Below are 19,207 nucleotides of genomic sequence, written 5' to 3' on the forward strand. Positions count from 1 at the left end.
TTTAGGAAAATAGTACAAGCAGGTATAAAGATTTTCCCATAGATTATTCCATGGAAAAAAGATTGTTGGTTGTACATATCCTTGGATAAGTTATGCGTCTAGGCATGGTGTTGCAAATGGAGATCAGGTTAATCTGTCATTAAAGGAGGTGAGTAAACATATGAGTGATTTAAACCAAGACATGTTAGAGCAGCTGCGTCAACAAAATGAACTGCTTCTGAAAAATCTGTTAAAGAAAAATCTCCAAAAACGCAAAAGACAACAATTTAAAGATAGCATGAAGAAAAAGCGGCAGGAAACATTGCAATCATTAACAAAGCAATTTTCTTCTCCAACATCAAATCCTACATCTGCACCAGCTCCCACAAATCAACCAAGTACAGCTTTAGCAGATCTGCTTAAAAAATTGCTTAAGTAAGACAGTAGTTGACAAGGAAACCTTTAAGCGTGGATTCAAATAGGAATTCACGCTTTTCCTTTTACTTGAGGATACAAAGTTATGATAAGATGTGGAAAATAACATTTTTAACTAACAACGAATCGTAGGTATGATAGTAAAAATAGGATTGAAGAAGGAGTAAGTACTATGGAACAGGAGCTGCTCAAGATTTTTGACCTGGAACGGAAGGAAATAGGTGTGTCAACGCGTAAGGAAGTTCATGAAAAGGGATATTGGCATGAAGTTTTTCATTGTTGGTTTGTTACTCATGAAAATAACATCGACTATATTATTTTGCAGCTTCGCAGTGAAGTGAAAAAGGAGCATCCTAATCTTTTAGACATTACAGTTGCAGGACATTTATTGGCCCATGAAACGGTCCAAGATGGTGTGAGAGAGATAAAAGAGGAACTTGGAATAGCTGTTCCTTTTCAAGAGTTACGTTCTTTAGGAATCATGGATTATTGTTCGATTCAAGGAAATTATATTGATAATGAGATAGCCAACGTATTTCTTTATAAATGTAATCAACCCCTTGAAGAATTTGTCCTTCAAAAGGAAGAAGTGGCCGGGATTGTAAAAGCTAAATTTAATGATTTTCTAGAGCTATGGACAGGAAAAAAAGCTACGATTAGAATCGTAGGTTATGAAATACATAAGGATAACAATCCTACCTTAATTGATAAAGAAGTAAGCAGAGTCCATTTTGTTCCACACCCAGGAACGTATTATCAAACGATTATTCAAAAAATAAAAGATGAATTGCGTAAATGAAATTAAACATCCTAATCTCCATTTAGTCCCCCTTTTTTTAATAATGTGACTATTTACATTAGTAAATTCATTGAGTACTATTGAATAGTTACATAGAGAAAGGTTGATTAAGATGTTATTTCATTTAGATCCATCATTACTTATGGTATTAATTGTTTTTGGCTTTTTGGCCGCATTTATTGATTCAGTTGTAGGCGGTGGCGGACTTATTGCCTTACCAGCATTATTATTTACCGGTCTGACGCCAGCTGCATCTGTTGCCACAAATAAACTTGCCGGTTCTATCGGTTCATTAACGAGTACAATTATGTTTTATCGCTCAGGCAAGCTAGATGTAAAATCTGTATATAAGTTATTTCCACTAACATTTATTGGCTCGATGATAGGTGCCTGGACTGTCCATTTAATCAATCCTGAACTTCTAAAGCCACTTATGCTTGTGATGCTGGCAGCGGTTGCGATTTATACGATATTCAAGAAAGATTGGGGCAGTATTTCTACCTTCAAAAAATTATCAATTCGTCACTTTCTCATTTTTACAATTGCAATCTTTGCGATTGGCTTCTATGATGGCTTTTTAGGTCCTGGGACTGGCTCTTTTTTAATGTTTGCTTTTTTAATGATTGGCTTTGATTTTTTGAAGGCGGCAGGGAATGCCAAGTTTCTAAACTTTGGAAGTAATATTGCTGCACTACTCATGTTTATGTATTTAGGTCAAGTCAATTATGCCTATGGTATACCTATGGGGATTGCACAAGTGGCAGGTTCCATTTGCGGCTCCCAATTTGCCATTAAACGTGGCAGCAGCTATGTTCGGATCCTATTTATTGTCGTCACCTTCTTATTACTTGCTAAAAACACCTATGATTATTTCTATAAATAAAGGAAGATCATTTAAGTGGTACTATAGTAGAATCCTTTTGTGGGGAAGTGATAGAGCTCCATTGCCCGACCGATTGAAAAAAGCCTAGTGACGGTAAATGAAAAGGGGTTCCATTGCCAGAGAGTACGTAAAAATAGCATGATCTATCACCCAGGCCTCCCACAATAACAACACAAAAGTATGAAACTCCTTGAAAGTTTTTTGTAATGCATATAAGTACCAGTGAATCGGAAAAATAGTTTAACATGGATGGTTTTCGGAAATACTTTTCGTTTTCAACCAATTTATCATTTTCTTCGTGTGGACTGGTATAACTTCTTTAGATAATAGGTGAAAAATGGAAAAAACGATAAATGATTTGTCACAGTTTGTGTTTTGGTACCCATTAATCATGTCATTGATTTGGATAACGGGTTCTAGTTTATTTTTCAAATACCGTGAAAAAGATAGCGCACTTGATTTTGACAAAATGGAGTGGCCGCTGATTAGCATTGTCATTCCATGCTATAACGAAGAAGAAACCATCGAAGAAACGATTCAACATATGACGAAAATTAAATACCCCAAAAAAGAAATTATTGTCGTGAATGATGGAAGTAACGACAACACCTTCAAGATCCTTCGGCGACTTGTACAGCAACATAAGGAACTTAAAATCATCGATTGTCAAGAAAATAGGGGAAAGGCAAATGCACTGCATATTGCCTGCCATGCCTCTAAGGGTGAGTTTATTGTTTGCGTGGATTCTGATGCAATATTAGATCCATACGCCGCACATTATCTTATCTACCACTTCCTTCATAAAGGAGAAAGATTGGGGGCAGTGACAGGCAATCCAAGAATTCGTAATCGTGATACATTGATTGGGCGTATACAAATTGTAGAATATGCATCCATTATCGGCGCTATAAAACGAACCCAAAGAATACTCGGGAAAATTATGACCGTTTCCGGTGTCGTTGTGGCCTTTCGTAAAAAAGCACTAGTAGATGTGGGATTATGGGATCGCGATATGATTACAGAGGACATTGCCGTTTCATGGAAGCTGCAGCAGCGATTTTGGGACATTCGCTATGAACCACGTGCATTGTGCTGGATGCTAGTTCCCGAAACCATCAGTGGGATCTGGAAACAAAGAATTCGCTGGGCCCAAGGCGGGCATGAGGTGATGCTGAGATATTGGCGGATCCTATTTGACTGGCGCCAAAGAAGGATTTGGCCAGTCTATTTGGAGCAATGGGTTAGTTTGCTTTGGTCCTTATCATGGGTATTTGTCACCCTTTTTTATTTTTTTACCGCGTCCACCATTCAACAGCTATTTATTTGGCTTACGTTTTCATCTTTTGCTCTTGTTTTTATGAGTTTAATCCAGTTGTTTGTCTCAATAAAAGTGGATTCCAGGTATGACAATATTACCAAGTACTACCTATGGGCAGCCTGGTATCCTGTCATGTATTGGATTCTGAATGCTTTTATTGTTATTTTTGCTCTTCCTAAAGCGATTAAATCAAGAGTAAAAGGGGGTTATGCGACATGGTCAAGTCCAGACAGAGGGGATCGAAAAATAAGTTAATTATCCAGACGAAAATAAATTGGTATCGGGAAGTCATAATTACGATCTTTTCTATTTTTGTTTGGTTATATTGTGCTGGAGTTGTTGCTTTTTTTATTAGTGCACTTGTTAATGTTAATCCTCCATATATCAGTCTAATAAAGACTGCATTTAAAATGACAAATAAGGAAATTCGGTCATTTATGTGGATCGTCTTTTGTATTTGGCTTATTTTTTATATCGTTCTCTGGAGCTGGAAGAATTATAACCTCAAAAGGTTTGGTTCTTTAAATAGGAGAACTCAACCCATTCCAACCACAAAAAAGGATATTTTGAGTCTTGGACTTATGGATGAAAAGGATTTTCAATTGTTACATCAATCAAGGGTTGTAGTTTTTGAGAAAAACCCGATAAAAGATATTCGAAAATAGGTGGTTTTTTGAAAAAAATTATTTTTGGCATTTGTCTACTATTGATCGTGGGTGGGATAGGTGGTTATCACCTTTATGTAAATACGGATTTTTCTAAACCAGCCATGAGTTTTCCTGAAGAACTTGATAAGGATGGCTGTCTTGGTTTAACCTACCATCGTGTCCGGAAAGATAATTTGTTTAATAAATCAATTGAATTTCTAACAGGCACAGATGAGTTAACCATGTATAACGTATATGAAGATGAATTTAGAAAACAGATTGAATGGCTTAAGAAACAAAAAGCGGTATTTTTAAATCCGGAGGAAATCAGACAAGCTCAAGAAACGAGGCAGTTTCCCAAACGATGTGTTTGGGTTTCGTTTGATGATATTGACATTTCCATGTTTAAAAATGCCTATCCAATTTTGAAAGAAAACAATATTCCATTTACATTATTTGTTATAGCTGGACATGTAGGTAATAACTTTGACAATTTACAGCTTGCTTCTTGGGACCAACTGCAGGAAATGGTAGATAGCGGATTGGCAACAGTGGGCTCTCATACGTATGACATGCATAAATTAGTTGGCGAGCAACCGATATTTTTCATAAAAGAAAACCTTCCTGCATTTGAGGAGGACCTTTTACGTAGCAAAAAAACGATAGAGAAAGAATTAGGAGTTCAAGTAAAGGACTTTGCCTACCCATATGGAAATGGAAGAGATGACTTAGCTGTGGTTATTCAGCGGAGTGGATTTAAAAGTGCTTTCATTCTTGCACCTAGATCGATAACTCCATCTAATGATCGGTATTGGATGAATCGCATCCTTGTGAATAAAGAGGTATTTAAGGAAAACGTGAGAGATTGGATGAATCCCACACGTCTTCCTTAATAGCAGCTTAAAAATAAACGGGTCTGATGAATAAAAATTTTAATTTATTTTGTATGTGACATGCGCCACTTTCATATATATGTATACTACTTAAATTTAAAAATTTAACAAAGGAAATAATCTTACTTCGAACCTGCTGGAAAACTCAAGTAATTGAGAAGTAATCCATTATAAAACAGGAGGGGCTTAGTATGAAATTCACGATTCAGTATATACCACTGGACAAAATCAAACCTGACCTATCACTGAAAATGACCGAGCATTTTAAAAAACTGCAGAGATTAATGTGGGACTGCATGTATGTTTTGGTTGTTAAAAAGAGTCGGAAGGATGACAGTTATATAATTTTGAGTGGGCATGATCGTTTCGAATCCCTTAAAAAACACACCAAAAATATTTATGCTCCCTGTATAGTTGATAAGAGTGGATCCGCTGGAATAATATCGTGGTTTCATCGTCTTCGAAACAAACAACCGCTAGATGACTTTCCTTTAATGCCGCCAAGTTGGTCAATCGTAAGAACCTTCTTGAAACAAGAGCCCCGTTTTAAGAATCTTACCCGATCCGAACAAATACGGATCCTACTAATTGCGGCACGCTATAAGAAAACAGTGATTTTTACAATGAAAACAAGAGTTGATCATTTATTGCAAAAAGATAAATAATCTTCTATCAACACAGGCTGCCATGGCAGCTTTTTCTTTTGGGGAAAATTAATTAATCTTGCCAACCCAGTTAATTCTATTACTATACATTAATTTCACAAACTCATAAAAAAGAGTTTAAATTGATGGATTTAAACTCTTTTTTTCTTGATAGAAGGACCATTATTCTATGTATTTAGTTAGGTTTAAACCTCGGTTTTCCTCCCATTCTGCATAAAATATTTCTTTGTATTCCTTTATGTGTTTCTTTGATAATTCCTTTTTAAGCCACTCCTCATTTAAACCAGCCTCTTTCAGATTTGATTCGATCAATTTCCCATCCATGATCAGCGCAAATGCCAAGGTAACCGGTTCTTCCGGTATTTTTAAGTCTTGGTTTTTAGGAGCTCCATATGGATGTTTCGGAGCTACACTAATTTGTCCGTCACGTTCGAGAATGACATATTCAGCCTCATAGATTGAAAAGTAACCCTGCTTTCTCATGAATTGTTGTAATTGATTTAAATCAATATGATTTTTTCTCAAAGCCTTATAAAGAATCTGGCCCTTATTAACTAAGATGGTGGGTGACCCTTCTAATAAGGATCTAAAAAAAGAGGACTTCTGTGTTAAGAATTCGGTGCAATATATTAGCAATCCCCAAAAGAAAATTGTAAACAGAATTTCTTTTAATCCTGTTTTACCGTCAAATATGGCATCTCCTACAAAATTGCCCATCACTAATCCTGTTATAAAATCAAAAGGCGTTACCTGTGAAAATTGAATTTTTCCCAGTAGTTTTAAGACTATAAGAAGGGTAAGAAATCCGACCGTCAATTCCAACGCTATATCTTTGTACATAAAAATATTTGTCTCCTCTGAAAATACCTGTTATTGGTCTCTTACTATTTTGTTACGCTTTAATAATATTGATACATAAATATGGTTTGGTAGTGGTGGGAGGAATATAAATTCTCAGCCTAATATTTAATCAATAAGTAGGAATTACGTTTTATGATGTCGAAAAGAGTAATTAAGCTAACTGATCATTAGAAGGGCTAGTAGTTGAAACACTGCTAGAATCTTCGTTAAAGGCCACAAAGAAAGGAAGACATCAAAATGCGTAATAAAATATCGCTTATTCATTCAGCAAATTTACCACAGGTTGATTATGCGTATGCTAGCAAAGTTCCGGCGGGGATGAATCTACTCTTTCTAGCGGGTGCCTGTCCTCTTAATCAAAGTGGGAGAGTTTCTAATATAGGTGACTATCGTCTACAGGCAAAACTTTGTGTGGAGAATTTAAAGGAAGCACTAAAAGAATGTGGTGCCACTCTGGAAAGTGTTGTCTACACAAGAGTTCTCGTAGCGTCAACGAATCAGTTTGATTTGGTTACAGCTTGGGAGGAAATTAGAAAAGAATTTGGTGATCACGATGTTCCAAGTACCTTATCTGGAGTAACTGTTTTAGGTTATAAAAATCAATTAGTTGAAGTCGAAGCGGTGGCAGCAGTCGCAGACTCTTTAAAATAACCGTCCAATTAAACTCTAGATAATAGAGAAAAAATAAAGTGCTAGATCACCTCTATATAGAAAGAAGTGTCTAGCACTTTATCGGGTTTGTTCTATTAATTCTTTAAGCTTTATTCCTTGTTCTCCCTGAGATAAATTTAAAAATTACCACCACGGCAGCAATTACTAATAGAAGGTGAATAAGTCCACCCGCGATATGGAAGACTAGCCCAAGGATCCAAAATAATAGCAATAAACCAACAATCGTCCAAATCATGATAATCCCTTCTTTCATCAAAAAATATTTTCTTAAGAGTATAATACCCATAAATAACAAAAGTAATTTTACTTTTGCTGACTATTGTCCATTTTGTCATGATTTTTTAAAAAAACTAATGAAATATAAAGGTAGGTACTTTATGGTTACCCAAATTACAACGAAATTTAAAATACATAATTCAGCAAACGAAGTGTTTGAAGCAATAGTCGATCCTGTAAAGATCGGAAACTTTTGGTTTACTTCTAGTTCAACTAGATGGGAAGCAGGCAGAACTGTAACATGTAGGTATGATGAATATGAAGCAAAAGTAGTTATTAAAGTAATAGAAATCCAGGAAAATAAGAAAATTGTGTTTACCTGGGGTGGAGAAAATGGGGAAGGAACAGTTGTAACGATCACTTTAAATGAGTTGGACGATAAGGACAGTATTATAGAAGTAACCGAATCAGGTTTTCAAGAAGATAACCCAAAACTAGTAAACATCCTTATAGGACAAAAAGAAGGTTGGGTGTACATGTTATCTTGTTTAAAGGCTTATTTGGAGCACGGCGTAAGTAATTTGAGAGCATCATTGGTATTTTAGGGTTCGAATGAAGGCAATTTTAGATCAAGAGAACCGTCCCTTTGAACCTCTTTGAATCAAAAAGGAGATTGAAAAATGCAAATAGTCAAAGCAACTATCAGTTTATCGGAGAAAATAGTTCCTTTATTTAATGCTTATCGGATGTTTTACGAACAACCTAGTGATTTGGAGGGGGCAAAAGACTTTATCCAAGCAAGAATTCAAAATGAAGAGTCCACTATTTTTGTAGCCTTGGATGGAGAAAAAGGGGCTGGTTTTGTGCAGTTATATCCAACCTTTTCATCTGTCGGTTTGCAAAAAGCATACATACTTAATGATTTATACGTGGATGCGGCCTATCGAAAAAAAGGCGTTGCCAAAGCATTAATGGAGGAAGTATTTAAGTTTTGTGAAATCAGCCAAGCTAGGTATGTCACTTTGGAAACAGCACCTGACAATCATAAGGCAAAAGCTTTATATGAGTATATGGGCATGCAAGTATCTAACCATTATGAAAATTATATTAAATATTTTTAAAGTGAAAAAGGCGAAGGGAAAAAAACCTTCGCCTTCTTTGATGATGAAACTATTATTTTTCTTTTTTATAAAAAATTGTAAACAAAATCGATTAAAAAGCGTCTAATTTATTTAGGGGGGTCTAACCCTTGAGACTAAAATAAAATCGAGGTGAAAAATGAAAAAGGTAGTAGAATTTCCCTTTAGAATCTTCCTGATGATATCGGGAATCATTTTTGTTTTTGGTATCCCCTCCTTGATAGGAATAAGGAAGACACTCACCTTAAACGTAAATTCGTTTTGGATCTATGTAAAAAACAGCTTTCAAAAATTAACCGAGATCAATGATCAGCAACACCTTTTAATGGTATTTGACCAGCTAAATTGGTTAGAAAGTTATCGATATTCTATGACCATTATATTTATCTCAGTTTTGGTTGTGATTTCGACCGGAATTATTGCATCCATTATGGTCCAAATGGCGCCGAAGAAAATGGGCAGAATTGTAAAGAAAGTCCTCCAATTTTTTGAAGGTGTGCCAGACTTACTAATAATTTTTATGTTTCAGTTTTTCGTCATAACCCTCTATCAAACTACAGGGCTCAAGTTCTTACAGTTATATGGGAATTTTGGGCATAAACCTTATTTTGTGCCCATCGTCACAGTTTCCTTTCTACCAGCGCTGTTTCTAATGCAGTTTCTACTTAAACAGTCGGAAGAGGAGGAGTTAAAGGATTATGTCCAGTTTGGCATAGCAAAAGGGATAAGTCGGTACAAAATATTAATGGTTCATAAGCTCCGTAACTTAATACCGCTATTAATAATTCAACTTAGAACATGCATTTGGATTATTTTATCTAATCTTTATCTTTTAGAGTTCATGTTTAACATCCCTGGATTTACGAAAGTCTTTCAGATCACCATGGGGCGTGGGGAATTCTTGGCACTTGTTATCTGTCTTTTGCTGTTTACATTTCCGCTATTAATCATCGAAGCGTTGAGTTTCTTCACTTATAAGTTCTATGAAGGGAAGGAGGGCAGTAGTTTATGAGAAAGTATAGAAAAACAGTAATTGGCGCTCTCATCCTACTCCTTCTTTTTTTAGCAAGTTACCTATATCCCTTATACGCGCCACTTGATTTTAATAAGGAAATTCTTGTTTCAGATGAAAAAGGGAATATTATTGGGAGAGCGCCGTTTCCACCATCTTCGGAACATCTTTTAGGAACGGATCGTAACGGTCAGGATATGCATCTGTTATTGTTGTATGGTGCAAAATTCACCCTCGTTACAGCCCTTGTGGTATCTTTACTTAGGGTTTTATTCGGTGGAATTATGGGCGTTTTCTTGTCTCTATATACCCCCTTTATGAAAAAATATTTTAAAGACTTTTTCATTATTTTCAGGTATATACCATCCGTTTTTTTAGGAATTGTGTTAATGATGCCATCCATGGGTTTTTTTGATCACCCAAGTAATTCTGTTGTTGCTTATCAGTTGTTAATTTTAGTTATTTTAGGTTTTCCTTCTGTGGCAATCTTTGTATCCGAGATTACCGATGAATTAATGAAAACATCCTTTGTGAAAAGTTCGTCATTGATGGGTGCTAGTAAGTTACATATTATTCGAACACATTTAATGCCCTATTTTCGTTCATACGGCGTCTTATTTACTTTCCAGCAGTTATTAAGCAGCTTGCAGGTTACTATGCATCTCGGTATTTTTGGTTTTTATTTAGGAGGACTAACAAAGGGTGGAGTATTTGGATATGATGAACCGCCAAAGGATGCTTCTTTATCCAATGAATGGGCCGGCTTAATTGGGCAAAATTTAAATGACTTTATCCAAGCACCCTGGACCATATTCGGACCAATTTTGGGATTTCTAGTCGTTATCTTGATTGTAAATGGGATGAAAAAAGAAGTAGAAGAAAATATGTATGGTTTCGTTACGAGTAAAAAGAATCGAAAGAAAAAGGCGGCTAATGAGTCTTCATCCGAGGATGTCGTGAGAAGTGGTTTTGAACTTGTGGGTAAGAATCCAATTCAACATGGGGCAGTATACGTGGTGGAGAAAGGAACGAAGAAAAGGTTACTTGGAAAGAAAAGCTGGACATGGGGATGGGGTGTAGCGGTCATCCTCATAGCTGGGATGTTTGTTGCTCATGAAAAAGTAGAAACAAAGATCGGTAAGGAAACGAAACCTGAGAACCCCAGCAAAGAGGTTGCGACCAATTTGCCAGCGGTAGATGAATCAACACAAGGTGAAAGGAAAAAAACTTATAAGATTGGGGAAGAAATTCCATTAACGTATTCATCCGTAATGGTCACAAAAGTAGAAAAATCAAACGGTGATGCAAAAGAAAAACCAAAAGGTGGAAATGAATTTATTATTGTAACTGTTGAAATTAAGAATACAGGGCCAGAGAATGTACGATACGCTCCGCATTACTTCGAAATAATTAACAAGGAAGGCGAAGCGTTTGAACAGCCCTTGCTTATGATTGATATCCAAACAACCTTAGGGTCTGGGGAGTTAGCGGCAGGAGAAAAGATATCGGGGACACTTGCCTTTGAGCAGCCAATTAATGAGTCCCTAAAGCTGCGGTATACCCCATACATGGAAATGAATCAAACGTTGATAGACTTACAATGACAGTAAGCTTGCTAGACTGAAGAAAATGAAATCCTAAAAACAAAAAACCTAAAAGCACATCAAAAATGATGCGCTTTTTTGCATGCAGAAACTAAATACTGGGATTTTTTGATAATAGTTGGATACTATAAAAAACAGACTAGAAAAAGTTGGTTGAGGTGTAATTGTTATAATGAAAAAACGTCACTTACTATTTAATCTTTCTATCATCATTATTCCATGGTTATCGTTGTTATTTCTAGGAAAACGTAATTTAAAACGCTTTTCGAATGCGGGTGTTTTTATTGTCTTTTTTGAAATTTTAAATCATTTGTATGGACACAAGCGGAAGTGGTGGAAGTTTTACGATAAACGGAAATCCTTTTTAAAGGATGAACTACCATTTAGCATCGGTCCTTATATGCCTATGTCCTTATGGGTACTTAAACTATCATATGGAAACTTTAAGAAATTTGTATTACTAAATGCAATTTTTGATGGACTTTTTGCATTTATTTTTATAGACGTTCTTAAAAGGTTAAAAATCATCCGTCTTAATCGGTTAAATCATTTCCAATTTTTTATATACTTGCACTATAAGGCGTATTTATTATATGGAGTACAATATTTGATTGAGAGAGTAAGAAGGTTTAATTTTTACTATTAGGCGTCTCTGCTATTAGAGATGCTTTATTTGTAAAAAATATTTTCATATTGACTTTACGGGAATTATTGAATAAACTATTTTTAATTATCAAATAAAGGCAATGAAGAGAAAAAGTAAAATGATGTTGTTTTTCCACAGAGAGCTTCAGGTGCTGAAAAGAAGCAAAAACACTTATTTGAACAATGGTCTCTGAGCTTCGTACTGAACATACATTTTAGTATTAGTAGGATACGACGAGTTTTGGCACTCGTTACCAATGTCACAGTATAAGAGTAGTATTTTACTCCGTACTTGCTAAGGCAAATGGTGTGAACCATTTGTGAAATAAGGTGGTATCACGTGGAATTCAAACCTCGTCCTTAACTATTACAGTTGAGGACGAGGTTTTTTTGTTTTTAAAAAATTAAATTCTGGAGGTTTTACCATGAGTATTTTTATTGGTGGTGCTTGGGCATATGCGAATGGTTCCTTGCATCTAGGTCATATTTCGAGTTTACTGCCTGGGGACATTCTAGCTAGATATTACCGTTTAAAGGGTGAAGAAGTTTTATATGTATCAGGAAGTGATTGTAATGGAACACCTATTACCATTAGAGCAAGACAAGAAGGGGTTTCACCTAAAGAAATTGCCGATCGTTATCATCAAGAATTTGCCGAATGTTTTTCAAAACTAGGATTCTCTTACGATACCTATACAAGGACTGATACCCTCCACCATCATAAAATCGTTCAAGAGATCTTTTTGGAATTACTTAAAAAGGGTCTTATATTTAAAAAGGAAATAGAACAAACATTTTGTGAATATGATCAGCAATTTTTACCTGATCGATATGTTGAAGGAATTTGTCCTCACTGTGGTGCAAATGCACGAGGTGATCAATGTGATGCCTGTTCTAGCGTGTTAGAACCACTTGATTTACTTGATAGAAAATGTAAGATCTGCGGAAATTCACCCACAACTAGAACAACAGAGCATTTTTACTTTTCGTTAAGTTCATTACAAGAAAGGTTGGAAAACTATACACAAGAAGCTGAAAACAAACACCTTTGGCGCGATAATGCTATTTCTTTGACCAAAAGATATTTAAGGGAAGGCTTGCAAGATCGCGCAGTTTCAAGGGATTTGCCAATTGGAGTGAGTGTTCCAGTAGCAGGTTATGAAGAGAAAAAAATCTACGTTTGGATAGAAGCAGTTTCTGGATATTACACAGCTAGCAAGCTATGGGCACAGGAAAACAATCAAGATGACTCATCTTTTTGGCATGGAACGACGACGTCCTATTACGTCCACGGGAAGGATAATATCCCGTTCCATTCGATTATTTGGGCAGGGATCTTGGCTGGTTTAGGGAAAGAACCATTACCCACACATATTGTTTCAAATGAGTATTTGACATTGGAAAAGAAGAAATTGTCCACAAGTAAAAATTGGGCCGTATGGGTTCCTGACATCTTGGAAAGATACGAGCCTGATTCGATTCGCTACTTTTTAACCATTAACGCACCAGAAAGTCGGGATGCCGATTTTTCTTGGAAGGAATTTATTTATAGTCATAATAGTGAGTTACTGGGGGCGTATGGAAATTTCGTCAATCGGACGTTGAAATTTATTGAGAAGTCATTGGATGGGTTGATTCCTGATCAAGTCATAACGCCTGCTATTCAAGATAAAGTTCAGCAATTATACGGTGAAGTGGGTAGTTGTATTGAAAATTCTTCCTTCAAGCAAGGACTAGAGAAGGTATTTGAGGTGGTGAGATTCTCGAACAAATATTTTGATGAGCAGCAACCTTGGAAGCAGATTAAGGATGATCAAGAGTCTTGCCTGCAAACTTTAGCAAATTGCGTCTACTTAATTGCTAATTTAGCACACATTTTAACCCCGTTCCTTCCTTTTTCCAGTAGTAACGTGAAGAACATGTTATCTATAACAGTAAAAGAATGGAGACCCTTTCTGGTTGAACAACAGCATTTATCAAACGTAGAACCATTGTTTGAACGATTAAATCCAGCAAGAATCGAAGAGGAATTGGAAAAATTAAAAACACAATCTTTATAAAAATTATACCCCTTATAAAAGTTTATCAAAATCAAGTATTACTATTTCCATGTCTGAACAGTATAATCAGAAATGGGAGATGAGACAAATGAATAAAAAAGATATTGCTAATATCCGCAAACAATTTAAATTAAATAACGAACATCTTATGAATATTCGAGAAATCTTCAATGTGTATGTTCAGAAAGAATCAGGCGAGATTTACCATCATGTCAGCCAGCCGTTTCAAATGCTAGAACAAGAAGCTCAAGAAATGTTTTTGGCCAACTTTAAAAAGGTTTTAACAGGGAATCTGGATGCGAAATTATTTGAACTTAAATTCATTCGGGATGTTGAAGACAGCACCCAGATGATTCTCTATGATGGACTAAGGGCAGATACAACGGACGATTGGAAAGAATATATGCTTGAAATCGTTGCGAAAATGTTTGCTAATACCGTTTATGAATTTGATACAATGGTAACGTTTATTCGAGGTGAATATCGAAAAGCGGCTCGAAAGCGGGATGCGGAATCCGAAGAGGGCGGGGATGATGAAGTTTATTCCAACCAGTTTATTCTTTGCAGCCTCAGTAAAACGGATCAACCGAAAAAGGCCTTGACCTTTGATTACATAGAGAAAGAATTCAAGTCGTATAACGTCTTTGATCCGATTATTAATTTAGATTCACCTTTATCAGGCTTTATGTTCCCAGCCTTTAATGACAATGCCGCAGACGTGAACCATATTCTCTATTGTGCAGGGAAAGCGAATCAACCAGACTTCCGATTTATTGAGGATGTTCTAAATTGTGAGGAGATCATTACCGCCCAAGAAGAGAAGGACAGCTTTGATTTTATTTTAAAAGAAGTGATGGGTGACGAAGTGGATACCCGAGTCATTTCTAATGTTTATGAGGAAATCGATAAGATTGTCCAGGATTCTGTAGAAAATGAGGAAAGTGAAATTCCGACACTGGATCATCAAGCCATTGAACGAATTTTAACGGTAAGCGGCGTTGAAAATGTGGAACCGGCTAAAGTGGAACATGCTTTCAAAGCTATTATTGATGATGAAAGGCACGAAATAAAAGCCAGCAATTTAGTTCCTAAAACCATCAAAATTAATACGAAGGTGGCCGATTTAACTATTAACCCGAAAGACTTGAAATATGTTAAATATATAACATATCAAGGAAAACGCTGCCTATTAATTGAGGTGGATGAAGAGGTCGTTGTAGAAGGATTTAAGTTAGAAACGAATACACTTTAAGGGTTTTAATAGGACAAGTCTTTTTTTAAGTACATGCTTTAGAACACACTGCTAAAACAGGCTGATTTCGCCAGGGGAATCAGCCTGTTTTAGCCTTTTTTATGGAAAATTTATAAAAATTTCATGTTTAGCCCTTTCTTACGAAGTATACTGCTGGTTAATTTGGGAAAATTTGAAACTTTTTTTGCCAATCACCGTCTTTTTAAATTGTACGAAAAAACAAAAATATTTTTAGTACTCGTTAAAGGGGAGAAGTGGATGAAGAAGTTTTCAAATGTGGGATGGATTCTTTTACTTATGTGCGGACTCTTGATTGGCTGCTCAAGTGAAAATGAGCAAGCTAAAGGAACGCCTCAAACAGAAAAAGCACCAGCCAGCGAAGCACCTAAACAAAAGGATGAGAAACAAAGCGTTAAAAAAGGGACACCCGAATGGGACCTACAGCAAATCAAGCAGTCCGTGGAGGAAAATGATCAAGATTTATTTATGAGTTATCAGAACAAGGAAAATCCTTTATTTTACAAAGAACAACATAGATGGATAGAGGAAGCCGAGTTTAAGAAAAAACAAGGATACCAATTGTCAGTAAACCTTTATAATTTTCAACAAACGGATGATAAAAATGGAACGGTCAGTTTCAGTGTAACCATGAGCCATCCCAAGCTGGGAGATACCACTAACATCGTGAACTACCAAATAGTAAAGGTTAATGATAAATGGCTTCTGAATGATTTGCCTTTCGAAACGATTGCTGCAGATTCTGGGATACTCAAAGTTTATTACACGAAAGGCCAAGAGAAGGATGCCCAACAAACATTGAAGGATGCATCTGATATCATCACTTTTTATTCAAAGCAGTTTAACTGGAAACCAGAACCTATTTCTATCAAAATCTATCCTACAGACAGAGAGGTATCGGCAACTGTTCCTTGGATTAGTTTAGGCGGGTGGAATGAGATCGGAGAGTCCCTTAAAATTACCACTGCCCAATCGAATAACATTTTTCACTATTTGGCACATGAACTGACACACAAAATGCTAGGGGATTTGTCCAACGATAATGCCACCATCTACCTTCAGGAAGGATTTGCGACCTATTTAGAAGGGACTGTGGGACGAGATTCGTTAGGTAATGTCTCATATGACCCCAAACCAGCGACTGAAAAGGCTACAAAAGCAATAAAAATTTCCAATACTATTAAATCCCTTGATGAACTAGGATCAATCGATTACACAGACCCTGACAATTCCATGTATCGAGACGGATTCCTCATCTCAAATTATTTCATTAAAACCAAAGGTCTGCCTGCCTTTTTTGATATGATCCGTTACTTAGCAAAATTTGAGTACATCGACAAACGCAGTGAACACAAAATGGAGATTTGCCAGGTCCGTACTTTGGAAGCAATACAGAACATTTATGGCTCTAGTGACAAAGTCTCCGCTGATTTTAAAAACTATTATGGCACGAAACAATGATCGTTAAGTGAAGATGAAAATAATTTTCGTGATTGTATCTATGATTCTTTTAAATTGCATGCAATGAATAGATCATTACTGTAAGCGTTATCCTATAGTGGAGAACGCTTTTTTTTTTTGCAATCAATGTTACCTCCACTCTTGAAATGTTGAAAACCTTGATGGATAAGGGGAGTTAGGACAATTGGAAAGCGCTTAAAACGGCCGTTTGCACCAGCTTTGTAGAATAACTCGTAAATTTGTAGAATCCCGCCTAAACTTTGTAGAATAACTCCGTAAAATTGTAGAATCCCTCCTAAACTTTGTAGAATATCTCTGCAATTTTGTAGAATCCCTCTCTAAATTTATGAACAATATGTGAAAAAAATATCTTGACTAAGAGAAAAAAATTTTGATATAGTTTAAAACAGACCGGTCGGTATGGTGGAGGTGTACTACGGGAATGGATACAAAATCGCTGATAATTGACATCGCGACAAAGCTTTTCCAAGAAAAAGGATATATGGGTGTTGGTTTAAATGAAATTTTAAAAACGTGTGAAATTTCCAAGGGTTCATTATATCACCACTTTCCAAATGGAAAAGAAGAGCTGCTAATTGCTTGCCTTCATTCATTGAAAGAGGCAATAACGAAGGATATTGAAGAAATTTTTGACCGTCATCCAATCACACAAGAGGCTGTTAAAGCAATGATTGAGATATTAATCGATCACTTCGAAACGGGCGGAACCATTACTTCCTACACATTCAGCAGTATCATTAGTGAAATGGCCTCTCTGAGTGAACCAATTCGAAATGCTAGTTCGGATCTATATGCTAAGATTCAAGAGATTTATTCTAAAAAGTTAAGGGCGGATGGGTATTCAGCAGAATCTGCGGATGCTATTGCACTTATGATGACGGCCTCTATTGAAGGTGGAATTATGCTTTGTTTAACAAATCAAACAAGTGAACCACTAAAAATAATTTCACAGGTATTACCAAGACTTTTCTAATTAATTTTAAGGAGATTATTATGAGTACACAAATTCAAGTAAAAAATCCAAAGACGATGGCATTTATTTTAATGTTTGGTGCTTTTTTAGGATTATTTGGTGAAACAGCATTAAATATGGCGTTATCAAACGTTATGGAGCAATTTTCGATCACAGCTGCTACAGCTCAATGGCTGACAACAGGCTACCTTTTAACATTAGCCATTTTAGTGCCGATTTCAGCACTATTAATGAAATGGTTTAGTACTCGCCAATTAGTCATCGGGGGTATCGTTATTTCGCTGTTGGGAGCAGTGTTAGCGGCGTTGTCTCCAAGTTTTGCTGTGTTAGAAACAGGCAGGATTGTCCAAGCAATAGGAACAGGTATTTTGATGCCGGTCATGACAAATGTTCTTTTAATTATTTTTCCTATTCATAAACGCGGTGTTGTCATGGGGATTATGGGTCTTGTTATTACATTAGGCCCAGCGTTAGGACCAACTCTTTCAGGGGTTATTATTAGTACCTTGGGCTGGCATTATATTTTTTGGTTTAGCGCTATTATTTATGTGTTTTTGACCCTTATTGCTGCAGCAAAAATTGTCAACGTTTCAGAAATTTCGAAACCTAAAATTGATGTTTTATCGATTGTTTTATCAACATTTGGTTTTGGCGGCTTAATTTTTGCTTTAGCTACGATGGCAGAAGCACCATTATCATCTCCAAGAGTATGGGCACCTTTACTTATAGGGATAATCGCCCTTGTATTATTTGGAACTCGTCAAATGAAAATGGATAAGCCGATGATTAACTTACGTGTTTTTAAGTATCCAATGTTCACGCTTGGAACTGCCATGATGTTTTTAAGTATTTTAGTTATTTTATCGACGGCCATTCTATTGCCATTATATATAAAGGGTGCTTTATTATTTAGTGCTGCGGTGGCGGGTTTAATATTACTTCCAGGTAATGCTGTCAATGTGATTATGTCACCAATTGTTGGATCACAATTTGATAAAATTGGACCCCGCAAATTAGTCATTATTGGATCTGCCCTCGTGTTGATTGGGAATATTATTTTTGCAGTTGGAATTTCAGCAACAACACCTGCTTGGCTTATCATCGCAGCATTTATGGTCTTTTTCGCTGGAATTACAATGGTCACAATCCCAGCACAAACCAATGCTCTTAATGCATTGCCACGTGAGTTATATGCAGATGGCTCAGCTGGTATGAATACCTTGAATCAAGTAGCAGGTGCAGCAGGGACAGCCATCGCCATTTCGCTTCTAACAGCTGGTCAAACTAGTTTTGCGGCAGGCGCACCAGATGCTGCACAGGGTGAAGTATTAGCTGCTGGAGTAAAATTTGCCTTCTACTTTATTACAGGGATTTCAGTCGTTACAGTCATTTGTTCATTGTTTATGAGTAAACCAAGCGAAGGCAAAGGAAAATCAGCCGTTGCTGTGAGAACTACAGAAACGGTTAGTAGATAGTAGAATTATCACCATAGAACTTTTCAAATGAATCTTCCAATCTGACCTTTTTAAGAGTGAAAGAGACCATTCGTAAATGATATTTACGAATGGTTTTTTTTTTTTATTGGAAATAATAGAAACTGGATAGAACGCTAAGCCTCATGATTTTAGTTCGATAACAACAATAATGTAAAACG

General features: G+C 36.3%; 20 protein-coding genes and 1 other annotated feature. Of the genes, 18 read left to right on the top strand and 2 right to left on the bottom strand.

Annotated elements, in window-relative coordinates; all coding sequences use genetic code 11:
• The first annotated feature begins 160 nt into the window (after window positions 1-160).
• The 7 genes from AC4E8C_RS10720 (at window position 161) to AC4E8C_RS10750 (ending at window position 5,619) form a co-directional block, all read left to right on the top strand.
• A complete protein-coding gene (locus tag AC4E8C_RS10720) occupies window positions 161-418 on the top strand; it encodes a hypothetical protein (protein WP_490212093.1) in 258 nt (85 codons plus the stop codon).
• 168 nt (window positions 419-586) lie between these two features.
• Window positions 587-1,213 carry an NUDIX hydrolase gene (locus tag AC4E8C_RS10725; RefSeq protein WP_490212094.1) on the top strand — a complete coding sequence of 209 codons (627 nt, stop codon included), beginning with the start codon at window positions 587-589 and terminating at the stop codon, window positions 1,211-1,213.
• 112 nt (window positions 1,214-1,325) lie between these two features.
• The gene (locus AC4E8C_RS10730; protein WP_490212095.1) at window positions 1,326-2,096 is read left to right on the top strand and encodes a TSUP family transporter; all 771 of its coding nucleotides are present in this window, start codon (window positions 1,326-1,328) and stop codon (window positions 2,094-2,096) included.
• A gap of 337 nt (window positions 2,097-2,433) precedes the next feature.
• Window positions 2,434-3,669 (top strand): poly-beta-1,6-N-acetyl-D-glucosamine synthase, encoded by a 1,236-nt coding sequence (gene pgaC, locus AC4E8C_RS10735; RefSeq protein ID WP_490212096.1) that lies wholly within the window; start codon window positions 2,434-2,436, stop codon window positions 3,667-3,669.
• Entirely contained in the window at window positions 3,630-4,079 is a 450-nt protein-coding gene (gene pgaD, locus AC4E8C_RS10740) for a poly-beta-1,6-N-acetyl-D-glucosamine biosynthesis protein PgaD (protein ID WP_490212097.1), read from the top strand. The genes pgaC and pgaD overlap by 40 nt, the downstream gene beginning before the upstream one ends.
• 8 nt (window positions 4,080-4,087) lie before the next feature.
• A complete protein-coding gene (locus AC4E8C_RS10745) occupies window positions 4,088-4,954 on the top strand; it encodes a polysaccharide deacetylase family protein (RefSeq protein ID WP_490212098.1) in 867 nt (288 codons plus the stop codon).
• A 191-nt stretch (window positions 4,955-5,145) separates the two neighbouring features.
• Entirely contained in the window at window positions 5,146-5,619 is a 474-nt protein-coding gene (locus AC4E8C_RS10750; protein WP_490212099.1) for a hypothetical protein, read from the top strand.
• A 162-nt stretch (window positions 5,620-5,781) separates the two neighbouring features.
• Here the strand turns inward: AC4E8C_RS10750 and AC4E8C_RS10755 are convergent, their stop codons facing one another.
• Complete coding sequence (locus AC4E8C_RS10755) at window positions 5,782-6,459, bottom strand: DUF421 domain-containing protein (RefSeq protein WP_490212100.1); 678 nt, start codon at window positions 6,457-6,459, stop codon at window positions 5,782-5,784.
• Between the two features lie 258 nt (window positions 6,460-6,717).
• Here AC4E8C_RS10755 and AC4E8C_RS10760 point away from each other — a divergent pair, with 258 nt between their 5' ends.
• Window positions 6,718-7,131, top strand: a complete 414-nt coding sequence (locus tag AC4E8C_RS10760) for a RidA family protein (protein WP_490212101.1) — start codon at window positions 6,718-6,720, stop codon at window positions 7,129-7,131.
• A gap of 103 nt (window positions 7,132-7,234) precedes the next feature.
• On the opposite strand, the gene AC4E8C_RS10765 is transcribed toward AC4E8C_RS10760, so the two are convergent.
• Entirely contained in the window at window positions 7,235-7,387 is a 153-nt protein-coding gene (locus AC4E8C_RS10765; protein WP_490212102.1) for a lmo0937 family membrane protein, read from the bottom strand.
• A gap of 142 nt (window positions 7,388-7,529) precedes the next feature.
• On the opposite strand from AC4E8C_RS10765, the gene AC4E8C_RS10770 reads away from it, so the two are divergent.
• The 10 genes from AC4E8C_RS10770 to AC4E8C_RS10815 all read left to right on the top strand — a co-directional run bounded on the left by AC4E8C_RS10770 (window position 7,530) and on the right by AC4E8C_RS10815 (window position 19,028).
• Complete coding sequence (locus tag AC4E8C_RS10770; protein ID WP_490212103.1) at window positions 7,530-7,973, top strand: SRPBCC family protein; 444 nt, start codon at window positions 7,530-7,532, stop codon at window positions 7,971-7,973.
• A gap of 75 nt (window positions 7,974-8,048) precedes the next feature.
• Complete coding sequence (locus tag AC4E8C_RS10775) at window positions 8,049-8,489, top strand: GNAT family N-acetyltransferase (protein ID WP_490212104.1); 441 nt, start codon at window positions 8,049-8,051, stop codon at window positions 8,487-8,489.
• A 157-nt stretch (window positions 8,490-8,646) separates the two neighbouring features.
• Window positions 8,647-9,519: an ABC transporter permease subunit gene (locus tag AC4E8C_RS10780; protein WP_490212105.1), complete on the top strand. Its 873-nt coding sequence runs from the start codon at window positions 8,647-8,649 to the stop codon at window positions 9,517-9,519.
• A complete protein-coding gene (locus AC4E8C_RS10785) occupies window positions 9,516-11,123 on the top strand; it encodes a DUF4352 domain-containing protein (RefSeq protein WP_490212106.1) in 1,608 nt (535 codons plus the stop codon). Before AC4E8C_RS10780 ends, AC4E8C_RS10785 begins: the two co-directional genes overlap by 4 nt.
• Before the next feature lie 169 nt (window positions 11,124-11,292).
• Entirely contained in the window at window positions 11,293-11,769 is a 477-nt protein-coding gene (locus AC4E8C_RS10790) for a hypothetical protein (protein ID WP_490212525.1), read from the top strand.
• A gap of 91 nt (window positions 11,770-11,860) precedes the next feature.
• Window positions 11,861-12,133 (top strand) — a binding site (T-box leader).
• A 60-nt stretch (window positions 12,134-12,193) separates the two neighbouring features.
• Window positions 12,194-13,828, top strand: coding sequence for a methionine--tRNA ligase (gene metG, locus AC4E8C_RS10795; RefSeq protein WP_490212107.1), 1,635 nt, complete (start codon window positions 12,194-12,196; stop codon window positions 13,826-13,828).
• 88 nt (window positions 13,829-13,916) lie between these two features.
• Complete coding sequence (locus tag AC4E8C_RS10800; protein WP_490212108.1) at window positions 13,917-15,080, top strand: DUF4317 domain-containing protein; 1,164 nt, start codon at window positions 13,917-13,919, stop codon at window positions 15,078-15,080.
• A gap of 258 nt (window positions 15,081-15,338) precedes the next feature.
• Window positions 15,339-16,559: a hypothetical protein gene (locus AC4E8C_RS10805; RefSeq protein WP_490212109.1), complete on the top strand. Its 1,221-nt coding sequence runs from the start codon at window positions 15,339-15,341 to the stop codon at window positions 16,557-16,559.
• Window positions 16,560-17,001: 442 nt separating this feature from the next.
• Window positions 17,002-17,553: a TetR/AcrR family transcriptional regulator gene (locus tag AC4E8C_RS10810; protein WP_490212110.1), complete on the top strand. Its 552-nt coding sequence runs from the start codon at window positions 17,002-17,004 to the stop codon at window positions 17,551-17,553.
• A gap of 20 nt (window positions 17,554-17,573) precedes the next feature.
• Window positions 17,574-19,028, top strand: coding sequence for a DHA2 family efflux MFS transporter permease subunit (locus tag AC4E8C_RS10815; RefSeq protein ID WP_490212111.1), 1,455 nt, complete (start codon window positions 17,574-17,576; stop codon window positions 19,026-19,028).
• The last annotated feature ends 179 nt before the right edge of the window (window positions 19,029-19,207 follow it).

The organism is Neobacillus sp. SRL179 (assembly GCF_984799095.1).